Origin of the sequence: Raoultibacter timonensis (genome assembly GCF_900240215.1) — a bacterium.
Taxonomy (GTDB): Bacteria; Actinomycetota; Coriobacteriia; order Coriobacteriales; family Eggerthellaceae; genus Raoultibacter; species Raoultibacter timonensis.
In genome coordinates this window covers 2,822,573-2,835,612 of record NZ_LT964679.1, presented here as the reverse complement: position 1 = coordinate 2,835,612, position 13,040 = coordinate 2,822,573, and the positions used below count along the sequence as shown (strand labels likewise).

The window sequence follows — 13,040 nt, the reverse complement described above, 5'->3', positions numbered from 1 at the left end:
GGAGGTTTAAAGAAGCGGGCGAACCGCATTGCGATCCGCCCGCTTTACCCGAGATGGTGCTTCGTGTTCGGCTACGCTTTGGCTACCTGGCAAAGGCCCTCTTTGAACGGCGGGAATCCGCTGATCGGGTCGAAATCCCTGCTGATGATCTCGTTGACGTTCGCCTGGTGCCACCCATGGAACATATCGATGGTTTTCGGACGTACGATGTTCGTGATCTCGAGCTTGGCAACGATGCCCTCGTCGTTGACGGGCGAGGTGATGCGCACCATGTCGCCGTCGGCGAGGCCGCGCTCTTCGGCATCGGCTTTGGATAGGCGAACAACCGGCTCGGGCATGAACTGGTTGAGCCAGGGCAGATGGCGCTCTTTCGAGTGCGTGTAGTACGGTACGCGCGATCCCGAGTTCATGACGAGCGGATAATCCTTCGCCACGTCGGGCGTCGATACGGGGCTGTATACCGGTTCGTTGAAGACGGGCAGCGGATCGAAACCGTGCTCGCGCAGTATCTCGGAAGCGAACTCGACCTTTCCGCTCGGCGAAGAGAAGCCGGGTTGGCCGTCGTCGCGCAGCAGCCCGAGTTCGTACTTCTTGGATTGGGCCTCGCCTTTGAGCGGAATCTCGATGGGGTCGGGATGCGCTGCACGCAGGTCTTCAAGCGTGGGAGGATTTTCGACATCGATGGTGCGAAGGATCTCGCGCAGGCAGTTCTCGTCGGATTCGGGTCCGCCGTTCCAGAACACGTCGCCGAAGCCAAGCGCCGTGCCGATGTCGCAGCAGATGCGGTAATCGCTGCGCGCCTCGCCCGCCGGTTCGACGATGGGCTCGCGCAAAAACACCTTGCGGCCGAAGATGGTGAGCGGCGCGGCGCGCTCGAAGCTCATGGCAACGGGTAGCAGCATATCCACGTAGTCGTGCGTCCAGGCGTTGTTGTAGAAATCGCCGGCGACGACGAACTCCATGTTCTTGAACGCCTCCTGGTACTCGTGGGATTGAGGCCACATCATGGCGTTGCCGCCGAGCATGAGGCATGCTCTGATGTCGCCGTTTTCAACGTACTCCGGGATCTTGTTGAGCTGGAGGCTTCCCTGCTGGTCGGTGTCGGCCCATACGGGGAAGTATTGACGGTCGACGCGCAGGTGATCGAGTTCGGGCAACAGCTCTTTGGAGCGCGCGAATTCGAACGTCCCCCACCATTCGTCGAAGTTGATCGGCTCGTTTTCGATGCTCAAGCCCCCGGGCACGTCGAGGCTGCCCGTTAACGGGATGAGCAGCATGATGGCTCGGTAGTTGTTGATGCCGTTGGTGTGGTGGGGGAAGGCCGCCGCGCTCTTGCAAACGATGGGCGAGCCTTCGGTTACGAGGATGTCACAGGCTTTCTGAAGCGTCTCGACGGGGATATCGCAGATTTCCGCCGTCTTTTCCAGGGTGAATTCGGTGCAGTACTCCCTGTACTCTTCAAAGCCGTGCGCCCAGTTCTCGATGAAATCCTTATCGTAGGCATCGTGCTCGATGAGGTAGTTGGCAAAGCACAGCGCGAGTGCGCCATCGGTTCCAGGGCGGATTTGCAGGTGCATGTCGGCGAAGTTCTGCGCGGTCGGCGTGATACGCGGATCGACTACGATGTATTTCACCTGGCCGCTTTCCTGACCTGTTTTCAAGCCGTTGTAGCTGAAAGGTGCCGACCAGCCGGGATTGTTGCCCCAGATGATGCAAACTTTGGTTTTGCCGGGGGTGGGACCGGCGCCCGTGGCGAGCGAAGTGGCCGTATGCCATTCGGGTCCGACGATGAGTTTGACGGCAAGTTCGGTAGCCTTGAAGCACGTTGAGCTTTCCGTGCCCATGTTGGGCGAGCCGAAGGTGAAGGCAAGGCGCTGCAGAGCCGAGCGCGGCTCCTTCGGATCGCCCGTCATGAAGAGCACCTTTTCGGCACCGTGCTTCTCTTTGATGCCGTTGAACTTCTCGGCGATTTCGGCGAGCGCTTCGTCCCAGGTGATGCGCTCCCATTCGCCCGGGCTTCCTTTGGCGTTCACGCGGCGCAGCGGATAGAGCACGCGCGCGGGATCGTAGAGGTCCTGGGTCGAAGAGAGGCCCTTGGCGCACAGCAGGTTGTTGTTGTATCCGTCGCGTTTTTCGAGGCGCAGGATCTTGTTGTCTTTGACGAGCGCTTTCACGCCGCAGTGCGGACCGTGGTTGCACATGACGCAATGGCTGTAACGGAATTCTTCGCTGCCTTCCTCGGCTCCGAACGCGAGGGACGGCAGGGAGAGCGCTCCCGTTGAAGCGGCGATCGTGCTCGCTCCGGCGATCGAGAGCATCTGAAGGAACTTACGTCGGGATAGTTGCATGGAAAACACCACCTATTCGCTTTGCTCGAACGACGATTTTCTCTTGCTTCGCTTGTAGGCGACGCCGCCGCCAACCGCTGCAACCGCAGCAACGCCGACGACTCCCGCGACGGCGGCTGCGGGCACGCCCTCGGGCGCTTTCTTTGCCGCATCGCCAGACGTGCTCTTCTTTTCGTTCTTTGCGGACATCTGAGCCGAAACGGCATCGGCCAAATCGGGCGGAACGAGGGATCGGTCCATGTTTTCGGGTACGACGTAGTACAAGCTCGTGCCGGCGATCTGGGTGGGCTTCTTCTCTGCGATGTACTTCGAGATGTCGCTTTCGGGATCGTTCACGTCGCCGAAGATGCGGCATTGGCCCGGACAGTGAACGGTGCACATGGGTTGCAGGCCTTCGGCCAGGCGCTCGTAGCAGAACGTGCACTTCTCGGTGACGTTGACGCGTTTCGAGCTTTTCTCTTCGCACGGCATGACGACTTCCTCGTAGCTTGTCGTCATATCCTCGGTAATGAGGAACCGGTGGTCGTACGGGCAGGCGTCGACGCACGCTCCGCATCCTTCGCACAGCTCGAAATCCACTATGACGGGACCCTCGTCCGTCTTGTAAGTTGCCTGGCTCGGGCATGCCGAAACGCAGGGCGGGTTGTCGCAGTGGTTGCACATGGTGGAGACGTAGCGCTGATGCGCATCGGGGTATTCTCCCCATTCCACGTAGTTCATCATGTTGTAGTTGACACCCGGGCGAGTGCCCCAGCACTGCTTGCACGCTACGACGCACGCATAGCATCCGATGCATCGCTCGAGATTTATGACCATCCCATACTTTGCAGTCACAATCTTCCTCCTCTCGTCTTTGAGGCGCTTATCGCCTCACCTTCGAGATGCTGCGTTCGGTGCGCTTCGGCACCCCTTGCACCGAGCCGAACGCTGCATCTGCGCTACCTCCGACTATAGGAAGGCGAGCGTGTTTTCGGTATCGTACGGTTCCTCCTTTTTTGCCGATTTACATCGTATGTTTCTTATGATGTGCCTTTGATCTGGCAAAACGTAATTACGACATGCGAGCCATCCAAGGGCCGTCATGCTATACTGCACGAAATGGCAGCGCCGCGGCTATGCCGTCGCATCCAGGGGAAGAGAAGTTGTGCAGCGCGAAAGCATAGGGGACTATCTCGGGAGCATTACGTTGGCGGATGTGGTGAACATGCGCATGATCGGTTTTGCTCTGATGCGGGCGTGGACGTACATAATGTTCTTCAGCACCGTTGTCCACTATTCCGTCCGCAACGATATCTCGCATCTCAATAGCACGGATACATGGTCGTCGCTCGGACTTGCCGTTCTCATGGTGGTAAGCGCCTTGCTTTCCAAGCAGTTCATGCGGTTGATCGTCGGAAAGAAATGGATTCGCATCGCCGTTCCCGCCGCGATGCTTGCGGCAACGGCGCTTTTGGCGCTCGTTGAGGCGGATTGGTTCAGGCAGCCGTGGTGCTCGATTATCTGCACCGTTACAGGTGTGGGTCTCGGGTTTCTCTATCTTGCTTGGGGCGAGGCGTACACCCATGTTGATGAGACGAAGACGGCGGTCGAAGCCATGAGTTCGTTTCTTCTCGCTGCGGCCATTTTTCCCGTGGTCGTCATGCTGCCGCGTGCGGTGGGCGTGGTGCTGACGATGCTTTTGCTGCTTGCTTCGGCTCTGATCCTTTTCACGAAGCTCGACGTGTGGGGAAAGGGAAACAGGCTTTTGGGATCGGTGCAGCTCAACAAGAGCGGGTTCTTGGTCAAGGCGCTCCTTTCGGTGGGGATCCTCGGTTTCGCCGAAAGCCTCATGCGCGCCTTGTTTTTGGAAGTGAACCCCGTTGTCGATGTGGATCTGTATCCGTGGGTTTTCCTTGCGGCCGCACTGCTTTCGGCTGCCGTTATCAGCATTACGGCGTTATCCGACAGGAAGCCCGATTTTGCGTTCGCCTACAAGGTGGTGCTGTTCGTGACGGCGTTCATATTTTTGCTACTTCCCATCATCGATCGCGGTACGTTTTTGGCAAACGTGCTTGCTCTTACCGGATACAGTACGCTTTCACTGCTCGTATGGGTGGTACTCGCCCGTACGGCGAGCCGGTACCGCCTGTCGGCGGTTGTGGTGTTTGGTTTCGGCTGGGGGCTCATGGTGGCTGGCAACTTGGCGGGAACGTTTTTGGGCGGCATTCTCACCTCGTTCGTTGAGTTGACGCCGCGGCTGCTGAGCCTGATCGCCCTTTTGTCGGTCTGTGCGCTGCTGTTCGCGTACCTGTTTCTCTTCAACGAGCGCTCCATCGTGGAGCTGACCGCCGAGGCGTCGGATCGGGGCGACGGCGTTCGTCCGTTCAGGCGCCGGTGCGAAGAGGTGGCGAAGGCGTACCGGCTTTCTGCGAAGGAAACCGAGATAATGATCCTCGTGGCGAAAGGGCGTTCTACGCCGCGCATCTGCGAAGAACTCGATATATCGCAGGGTACGGTGAACACGCACTTGACCCATATCTACAAAAAGCTCGATGTGCACGATAAGCAGCAGCTGCTCGATGTACTCGAGGGGAGAACGGTACAGCTTGGCCGCCCTGCGGCATAGCCGGATAGATTCGTACAGGAAGGAACGAAGATGAGAGAAAACGATACGGAGACGATCGACGTCGACACGTGGCAAGCGCGCGCGACGATGTGCGAATTGCTGGCCTTCTCGCTGAGGTACCCCGATCAGGAGACCGTCGAGGCCCTTGCTTCGGGCGAATGGGTCGATGCCGCGCGCGAGCTGGCAGGTGCGCTCGCCATAGCGTTGCCCGAAGACTTCGCAAGCGGATTACCGGGCGGCCCGTCGGAAGAAGCGGGTTCCGAGAGCAGTTCGACTGATGCAGACGAACTGCTGCACGCGCTGCGTGCCGAGGCGACGCGCTTGTTCGTTGGTGCTGCCGAGCCGATCGTGAGCCCGTACGAGGGCGTGTGGGCCGCGCTTGATGACGGCGTCCAGCCGCTTTTATTCGTGAATCCCAGGTCGATGGAAGTCGAGCGGTTCTGCCGCGCGTGCGGGCTGGGTCGTCCCGAGGGGACGAACGAGCCGCTCGATCACGTGGCAACGGAATGGGAGCTTCTGCAGTATCTCGCCCTGGAGGCTTCGGGAGCCGTTGCTCGCGAAGGCGACGGACGTGCGGACGAGGATTTCCCCGGCGGTTCTCCAGCGGCCGCCTACGAGGCGTTTTTATCCGATCATGCCAGCGTGTGGATGCCGCGCTTTGCCGAGAAGGTCATCGAGGAGACGCGTCAGCCGTTCTACCGCTCGGCTGCACAGCTGCTCGCAGCCTTTTTTGCATAGAGCGGTACCGCACCGTTCGGGATCGGCGCTTTCGGTATCCCTGCAAAATTTCATAGTGAATAGTCCTTTTGCAAGATTATTCTTGACACAGAATAAATAGCACGATATACTCTGCTCCAGTAGACCGGTATCCTTCCTTTCTACTCGTCTTGCAGGAACCGTCATCCCCCTGACGGTTCCACTTCGTCCAAAAAAGGAGCCCTTCCTCGGGGCTCCTTTCTTTATCCTGGGACGGTTGCGGCTTTGATCCTCGCGGCGTGTGGCGGCTGCCCCGACGACTCGGACCCCGGATCCCGAGGGGTCTCATGTCCATAGCGGTTTAACGGCAAAAGCTGTTCGAAGTGCATGAGATTTACGATTGTGAACCCTTTGGAGGTCGATTTCGGCTGATTTTTTTGTGCGACCGCACGAGAGCCCCTGGTCAAAAATATCGTATCTTACATTCCTGCGTTCACAATCGTAAATCTCATGCAGATATGCGGAACCTCGCTTTTGCACGGTCAAACCGAAATCGAAATGCGCTCGCATAGCTCTCGCATAGCTTCTGGCGGCTATCTGCGCTGCGAAGTCTCAATCGGATGTGCGGCGATTTTGGTTTGGCGATTGAGCGGGGATTGCGTGGAAATCCACTAAAGCCGTAGAGCGGTGCGCAGCAAGTTCCGGCTCCCGCCCTTTAAACCGCCGCGCTCAAGGCCTCCGCTTTGCTTTTTTACGCTTGTTCGGGCAAGCCATGAAAGCTCGGTGCTTTTTGGGCATGCGCCCGTCGGATGGCTATAATATTCGAGGTGTTTCAGCCCAACCGAATGCCGTACGATTCAGGATCGTCACGGCGTCGTGGTACAGCTCATGTTTGGAGGCCTGCATGGCAGATGCAATACATTTCGGAACCGATGGGTGGAGAGCCATCATCGGCGAAGATTTTACTGACGAAAACCTCGTGCGCGTCATCGACGCTGCAGCGACCGCGTTCAAGCAGGAAGCGCTTGCTGCGGGCCGCTCGGCCGAAGAGCCGGGAACCATTATCATCGGGCATGACTGCCGGCAGGACGCACATGCGTATGCTCGTCTTGCTGCCGAAGTGGCGGCGTCTCACGGGTTCTTCGTAAAGCTCACTGCCGACTACTGCCCGACGCCCACGTTGTGCTGGTCGGTTAATCAGGACGAGAGCGCTATCGGCGGCATTATGTTGACGAGCAGCCACAATCCTGCAGAGTACCTCGGCGTGAAGCTGCGCATGTCCGACGGTGGAGCGTCCTCGAAGGAATTCACCGATCGCGTCGAGGCACTGCTTTCCGACGAGCCGACCGAGGCGCGCGGCTCCTATACGGAAGTCGATCTCGTTGCCCCCTACATCGAGGCACTCAAAAGCCGTGTCGACCAGGATGCCATCAGGGCGGCGGGACTTCGCGTGGTCGTCGATCCGCTGTACGGAGCCGGCCGCAAGCATCTAGCCGGCTTGCTCGAGGATCTCGGTGTCGAAGTGGTGGAAATCAACAACGCCGACGATCCGACGTTCGACGGTCTGCATCCCGAACCCATCCCGCCTTGGATCGATCGCGGCATTGCCAAGGTGACCGAGCTGGGATTCGACGCCTGCTTTATCAACGACGGCGATGCTGATCGCATCGGTGCGGTGGACGAGCGCGGCAACTTCGTCAACCCCCATCGCATCATCGCGCTTCTGGTGTCCCATCTCGCCGAGGACAAGGGCGAATCGGGGAAAGTCGTTTCCACCATCACTGCTTCGGCCATGCTGGCGCGTCAGTGCAAGCGGCTCGGACTCGATCTCGTGAGCACGCCGGTTGGCTTCAAGTGGATCTACGCCGAGATGGAAAAAGGCGGCGTCATGATCGGTGGCGAGGAGTCGGGCGGAATCGGCATTCCGTCGCATGTCATGGAGCGTGACGGCCTGCTCATGGCGCTTCTGCTCGCCGAGACGATGGCTCAGCGCAACATGAGCCTCGGTGCGCTCGTCGAAGACATGTTCGAGAAGATCGGCCGTCTTGAGTTCGCGCGGCGCGGGCTCGCCCTATCCGAAGAGCAGATGGACCGGTTCCGCACCGAGATCATGCCCGTATACGAAGCGGAGGAAATCTGCGGCAAGCGGGTTGTCGACGTCGATCGGCGAGACGGCGTGAAATTCTTGCTCGAAGGCGATGCATGGGTGATGATGCGTCCGTCGGGCACCGAGCCGCTCGTTCGCGTATACGCTGAGGCCGCCACGACCGAAGAGGTTGACGAGCTGCTCGACGAAGCGGCGAAGATCGTCGGCGCGTAGGCTGCGCGAGCGCTCGGCGACAACGTGCCGGTCGATGTGCGACTGTCGAACGGGTGCGTGCGATTGGCGGACCCGTGCGGGCGGTTCGCCCGAAATGAAACGATGGTTACGATTCGAGCCTGGGCAGGCGCTTCAGCAACCCCCAGGCTCGTTGCTTGTCTTGGGGTGTTTCGAGCATGGCGGCAAAATTCTTGAAGCCGACAACGTCGCGGCCGAGCAGCCTGCCTTTATCGGGCACGACAACGTCGTTTCGGTAGGCTCGCGAGCAGGCGCTCGCCGCCTCTTCGTCAGCGATGATCAGCACGAGCGGATCGAGTCCCTCGATGACCGAGAACAGATCGGCGTCGGTTAGGGAATCTGCCGCAGCGGGTTCAGCGATGGCGCCGATGACGAAAAACGTGCAGGCGGCCTTGCCGTACCCGAGGGCCTCAATGGAGCTCGACAAGGCGTTTTTCGCCTGATCGGGCAAGATGGTCGAGCTTACTACGAGCGCAGGGCACTCGAAAGCGCCATTGAGCCTTGCACCGTAGCGGTCCCACGCTTCGGTAAGCGAAACCTCATACATGTTACTGTTTGCGGATTTTTTCACACCGCTCCTTGAAGTCATCGGACAATCGCCGTATAAATAAGCATAATAGCAAGAAACGGGCGGATACCGAAGAGCGCCGATGCCGATCGGCTTATCCGCATCACCCAAGTAGAAGGGAAGGCGCCATGTGCACCAACGGAGTTAACGTTTCCCAGTTCAAGATGATGCTCGAGCAGATGGACGATCAGGTGGCGCTCAACCGCCGCTGGACCCATAAGCTTTACCATAGCGCTGCTGATGCAGAATACGCGAAGACCGCTGAAACCCTGAAGGAAATCCAGGGGCTGCTCGACGAAGCCCGCGCGCTTCTGACCGATGCCCAGGATGCGCTTGACAAGGATGTGAGCAGTGCGAGCGGCGTAACCGTCAACTTGGTGTAGCCATGAGCAACGACCTCATGCGGTTCTCGGTCGCGATGCCCGAAGATCTGCTCGTACGGTTCGACCATCTCGTTGCACGCCGCGGTTTGGCTAAGAACCGCAGCGAGGTGGTACGCGATCTCGTGCGCGATGCGCTCGTCGAAGACGAATGCGCCACGCCGGGAGCCGAAGTGGTGGGTACGCTCACGATCGTATTCAACCACCATGCGAGCGATCTGCAGGAGAAGCTTCACGCGATCCAGCACGAGTTTTTCGACATGATCATCTGCTCGACGCACGTGCACCTCGATCAGCACAACTGCCTCGAGGCGATTGTGCTGCGCGGCGAGACGGGGCTCGTGCAGGATGTTGCGAACATGATCCTCGGAACCAAAGGCGTGAAGAACGGCCGTCTTGTTTTGACGACGACCGGTCAGTTCATCTAGCGTCGGAACCGATACAGTAAAGTAGAAAGCACAGGACTATGGACGATACGGTATTGCTCGGCCACGGCAGCGGCGGCACGATGATGAAGCGCATCATCGACGAGGTGTTCTTCGAGGCGTATGCGGGTGCGAATCTGCTGCGCGGCAACGACGCGGCGGTGCTGCCCTCGCCCGGCTCCGTCGCTTCGACGGGATCGCTCGGGTACAGCGGCTCGCTTTCGTTTTCCACTGATAGCTTCGTCGTCGATCCCCACTTCTTTCCGGGTGGCGATATCGGGCGGCTAGCCGTGTGCGGCACGGTGAACGACGTGGCTACGGCGGGTGCCGAGCCGAAGTACCTCAGCTGCGGATTCATCCTCGAAGAGGGATTCCCGATGGACGATCTGCGCCGCATCTGCGCGTCGATGGCCGAGGCCGCCCGCGAGGCGGGCGTCGAAATCGTCACCGGCGATACGAAAGTGGTGAACCGCGGCCACGGCGACGGCATCTACATCAACACGAGCGGCGTGGGCTACGCTTACGCGGGATGCGACCTCGGCGGCGAGAAGTGCGCGCCGGGCGACAAGGTGCTTGTGACGGGTACGATGGGCGATCACGGCATCACCATCATGAGCTGCCGCGAATCGCTCTCCTTCGCTGCCGATATCGAGTCGGATGCAGCACCGTTGAACCACCTCATCGCCGAAGTGCTCGAAGCGGCACCGAACACGCGATGCTTCCGCGATCCGACGCGCGGCGGTCTCGCCTCGACGCTGAACGAGCTCGCCGCCCAATCGGGTACCGATATCACGGTCGACGAGGAAGCCGTGCCGGTCAAGTCCGCCGTGCTCGGTGCGTGCGAGATGCTCGGTTACGACGTGTTCCAGGTAGCCAATGAGGGCAAGATGGTGTGCGTGGTGCCAGCCGATCAGGCCGATGCGGCGCTCGCTGCTATGAGGGCGAACGAGTACGGACGGGATGCGGCTATCGTCGGCGACGTTGCTGCGATGCAACCCGACCGCGGACCGAAGGTGTTTTTGCGCACGGCATTCGGCAGTACGCGCATCCTCGACATGTTGGTGGGGGAGCAGCTTCCGCGCATCTGCTAGCATGCAGAGCACTCGGTAGGCGGGGTGCTGTTCCGCGCGTCGAGCGCGTGAGGTTGGACATGCAGCGCTACAACGGTCGGATGTGGGCTGGGATGCTGTTCGGCATCCGTCATACAAGAGCTACAGGCGCTGCCTTCGGGCTGCGCCTTTTTGATGCGGCGGCGCATAGGCACCGTTTAGATACCAAGGCACAAGCAAGTACCTGATTTACTTCAGCGGGTCGGCGTTTCATACTGCTTACTGAGCGCAGCGGATTCGGTTGCCGTTGCCGTCTGCCTGGTAATGTAGGCAACGGGATACATTTTTTCACCGGTAATCGATGCGCGACTGGGTATACTGATGCCAAAGGAAGGATGCAATGGACGCAAAGGCGAAAAAGTACGTCGACCTGTTCCGGTCGGTGAAAATCGCATCGGCGGCGACGGTCGACGAGGACGGGCATCCCCGCACGCGGATCATCAATGTGCTCTGGGCCGACGATTCCGGCATGTATTTGGTGGCGAGCAAGGGCAAGCCGTTCTACAAGCAGATGGTCGAAACCGGCGAGGTGGCCATCTCGGCGATGTGCCCCGAGTGCCAGAGCCTCAAGTTCCTCGGCAAGTGCCGCATCGTCGGCAAGGAGTGGGTCGACAAGATATTCGACGAGAATCCCGGCATCCGCGAGGTGTATCCGGGTAAGACCCGCTACATTCTCGATGCCTTCCATGTGTACGAAGGCCAGGGGGAATGGTTCGACCTGTTGCATTATCCCATCAGTCGCGAGACGTTCTCATACGGGGGAGTGGCGGAAGAGCGCCCCGGCTTCCTCATAACCGACGAGTGCATCGAGTGCGGCTCGTGCATCGAGACGTGCCCGCAGCAGTGCATTGAAGAGGGATCGCCCTATCGCATCGAATGGGAGCACTGCCTGCAATGCGGCGCCTGCTTCGAAACGTGTCCCGCCGACGCCGTACAAAGGCTGCATCCCTGATATGGAGTTTCTGCAGGAGGTAGCCGCACTGTTCGTCGACCGAGCCGATTGGTTCGCCGGCCTGCTCGTCGAGCATATCGCGCTTTCGGCCATCGCCATCGCGATCGCGGGCACGCTCGGGCTCCTGCTCGGCATACTCGTTGCCGAGCATCGCCGTTTCGCTCCGTTTATCATCGGCATCTGCAACGTGGTGTACACCATTCCGTCGATCGCGCTTCTGGGCCTGCTCATCCCCCTGCTCGGTATAGGCGGTACCAACGCCATCGTTGCACTCATCATCTACGCGCTCATGCCCATGGTGCGCAACACCTACGTGGGCCTTACCGACATCGACCCCGATATCATCGAGGCTGCGCGCGGCATGGGCTCGACGCGCCTTCAAACGCTCGTTCACGTGCGATTGCCCATGGCTACGAGCGTGATCCTTGCAGGTCTTCGTTCCATGGTCGTCATGACCATCTCGGTTGCGGGCATCGCCGCATTCATCGGTGCCGGCGGCTTGGGCGTCGCCATCTTCCGCGGCATCACGCTGTACAATCCTCCGCTCACGTTTGCGGGCGCGCTCATGATCGCGCTGCTTGCACTGGTGGCCGATTTGCTTTTGGGGATGGTAGAAAAACGCTACAAAAAGAAGAGGAGATTGACTACCCATGAGAAACACTAGAACGAAGAGCTTGCCTACAGGCAGGCGGCTTCCGCTTGCATTCGCTCTTGCGGCGATCCTCGGCATCGCGCTCTTCGCGCTCACCGCGTGCGCTTCGGGCGGCAACGGCGAGGGAGGCGCTGATTCCGCTTCGAGCGATCCGATCGAGATCGCCACCAAGCCCATGACCGAGCAGTACATCCTGGGCGAAATGCTCAAGGCGCTCGTCGAGGATGCCGGTTACGAAGCCAATGTGACCAAGGGCATCGGCGGCGGCACGAACAACATCCAGCCCGCCATGGAACGCGGCGATTTCGATCTGTACCCCGAGTACACGTCGAGCGGTTGGGTGCTGGTGCTCGATCACGAGGCCGAGGGTGTAGACGACGCGGAGATGCTCGAAAAGCTCAAGGAGGAGTACCAGGCCAACTTCGGCATGACGTGGGTCGGCATGTACGGCTTCAACAACACGTTCACCGTTGCCGTGCGCGACGAGGTAGCCCAGCAGCACAACCTCAAAACCACGAGCGACCTCGCAGCGGTAGCCCCCGAACTCGTCTTCGGCGGCAATCCCGACTACATCGAGCGCGAGGACGGCTTCCCCGTGCTCACCGAAACCTACGGCCTCACGTTCAAACAGGTCATGGACATCGATATCGGGCTCAAGTACCAAGCGCTGCGCAACGGCGATATCGATGTGACGAACGGGTTCACCACCGATGCCCAGCTGGCTGCAGGCGGTGTGACGACGCTTGAGGACGACAAGCATCTGCAGGTGAACTACTTCTGCTCGACGGTCGTGCGTCAGGACGCGCTCGACAGCCATCCAGGGCTCGAAGAGGCCCTCATGAAGATGGACGGCATTCTGAGCGATAAGGAAATGGCCGAGCTCAACTACAAGGTCGAAGTCGAAGGCCAAGACGAAGCGACGGTTGCGCGCGGCTTCCTCGTATCGAAAGGCCTCCTCAAGGGCTAA

At 59.7% G+C, this 13,040-nt stretch carries 12 protein-coding genes; 9 read left to right on the top strand and 3 right to left on the bottom strand.

From position 1 onward, the window contains the following. Positions 1-71: 71 nt before the first annotated feature. The gene (locus tag C1722_RS12070) at positions 72-2,348 is read right to left on the bottom strand and encodes a molybdopterin-containing oxidoreductase family protein (protein WP_102379658.1); all 2,277 of its coding nucleotides are present in this window, start codon (positions 2,346-2,348) and stop codon (positions 72-74) included. A gap of 12 nt (positions 2,349-2,360) precedes the next feature. Continuing rightward, positions 2,361-3,182: a 4Fe-4S dicluster domain-containing protein gene (locus tag C1722_RS12065; protein ID WP_146040668.1), complete on the bottom strand. Its 822-nt coding sequence runs from the start codon at positions 3,180-3,182 to the stop codon at positions 2,361-2,363. 310 nt (positions 3,183-3,492) lie between these two features. Here C1722_RS12065 and C1722_RS12060 point away from each other — a divergent pair, with 310 nt between their 5' ends. From C1722_RS12060 to C1722_RS12050, 3 genes are all read left to right on the top strand, one after another. After that, positions 3,493-4,953: a helix-turn-helix transcriptional regulator gene (locus tag C1722_RS12060; protein WP_180995190.1), complete on the top strand. Its 1,461-nt coding sequence runs from the start codon at positions 3,493-3,495 to the stop codon at positions 4,951-4,953. Between the two features lie 30 nt (positions 4,954-4,983). Next, a complete protein-coding gene (locus C1722_RS12055) occupies positions 4,984-5,691 on the top strand; it encodes a TorD/DmsD family molecular chaperone (protein WP_180995189.1) in 708 nt (235 codons plus the stop codon). Positions 5,692-6,553: 862 nt separating this feature from the next. Next, entirely contained in the window at positions 6,554-7,969 is a 1,416-nt protein-coding gene (locus tag C1722_RS12050; protein ID WP_102379451.1) for a phosphohexomutase domain-containing protein, read from the top strand. A gap of 106 nt (positions 7,970-8,075) precedes the next feature. Here the strand turns inward: C1722_RS12050 and C1722_RS12045 are convergent, their stop codons facing one another. Next, on the bottom strand, positions 8,076-8,558 hold the full coding sequence (locus C1722_RS12045) for a hypothetical protein (RefSeq protein ID WP_102379450.1): 483 nt from the start codon (positions 8,556-8,558) through the stop codon (positions 8,076-8,078). 125 nt (positions 8,559-8,683) lie between these two features. Here C1722_RS12045 and C1722_RS12040 point away from each other — a divergent pair, with 125 nt between their 5' ends. From C1722_RS12040 to C1722_RS17465, 6 genes are all read left to right on the top strand, one after another. Continuing rightward, positions 8,684-8,938: a dynein gamma chain protein gene (locus C1722_RS12040; RefSeq protein ID WP_102379449.1), complete on the top strand. Its 255-nt coding sequence runs from the start codon at positions 8,684-8,686 to the stop codon at positions 8,936-8,938. A gap of 2 nt (positions 8,939-8,940) precedes the next feature. Then, complete coding sequence (gene nikR / locus C1722_RS12035; RefSeq protein WP_102375911.1) at positions 8,941-9,363, top strand: nickel-responsive transcriptional regulator NikR; 423 nt, start codon at positions 8,941-8,943, stop codon at positions 9,361-9,363. 38 nt (positions 9,364-9,401) lie between these two features. After that, on the top strand, positions 9,402-10,451 hold the full coding sequence (gene hypE / locus C1722_RS12030) for a hydrogenase expression/formation protein HypE (RefSeq protein WP_102379448.1): 1,050 nt from the start codon (positions 9,402-9,404) through the stop codon (positions 10,449-10,451). A gap of 358 nt (positions 10,452-10,809) precedes the next feature. Next, positions 10,810-11,421: a 4Fe-4S binding protein gene (locus C1722_RS12025; protein WP_102379447.1), complete on the top strand. Its 612-nt coding sequence runs from the start codon at positions 10,810-10,812 to the stop codon at positions 11,419-11,421. Between the two features lies 1 nt (position 11,422). After that, complete coding sequence (locus C1722_RS17470; protein ID WP_102379446.1) at positions 11,423-12,085, top strand: ABC transporter permease; 663 nt, start codon at positions 11,423-11,425, stop codon at positions 12,083-12,085. Continuing rightward, the gene (locus tag C1722_RS17465; RefSeq protein ID WP_102379445.1) at positions 12,072-13,040 is read left to right on the top strand and encodes a glycine betaine ABC transporter substrate-binding protein; all 969 of its coding nucleotides are present in this window, start codon (positions 12,072-12,074) and stop codon (positions 13,038-13,040) included. The genes C1722_RS17470 and C1722_RS17465 overlap by 14 nt, the downstream gene beginning before the upstream one ends.

Excerpts from the sequence above, each read along its gene's own strand:
- C1722_RS12040 (WP_102379449.1), top strand. The coding sequence starts at position 8,684 with ATGTGCACCAACGGAGTTAACGTTTCCCAGTTCAAGATGATGCTCGAG.
- C1722_RS12070 (WP_102379658.1), bottom strand. The coding sequence starts at position 2,348 with ATGCAACTATCCCGACGTAAGTTCCTTCAGATGCTCTCGATCGCCGGA.
- nikR (WP_102375911.1), top strand. The coding sequence starts at position 8,941 with ATGAGCAACGACCTCATGCGGTTCTCGGTCGCGATGCCCGAAGATCTG.
- hypE (WP_102379448.1), top strand. The coding sequence starts at position 9,402 with ATGGACGATACGGTATTGCTCGGCCACGGCAGCGGCGGCACGATGATG.
- C1722_RS12025 (WP_102379447.1), top strand. The coding sequence starts at position 10,810 with ATGGACGCAAAGGCGAAAAAGTACGTCGACCTGTTCCGGTCGGTGAAA.
- C1722_RS17470 (WP_102379446.1), top strand. The coding sequence starts at position 11,423 with ATGGAGTTTCTGCAGGAGGTAGCCGCACTGTTCGTCGACCGAGCCGAT.
- C1722_RS12055 (WP_180995189.1), top strand. The coding sequence starts at position 4,984 with ATGAGAGAAAACGATACGGAGACGATCGACGTCGACACGTGGCAAGCG.
- C1722_RS12050 (WP_102379451.1), top strand. The coding sequence starts at position 6,554 with ATGGCAGATGCAATACATTTCGGAACCGATGGGTGGAGAGCCATCATC.
- C1722_RS17465 (WP_102379445.1), top strand. The coding sequence starts at position 12,072 with ATGAGAAACACTAGAACGAAGAGCTTGCCTACAGGCAGGCGGCTTCCG.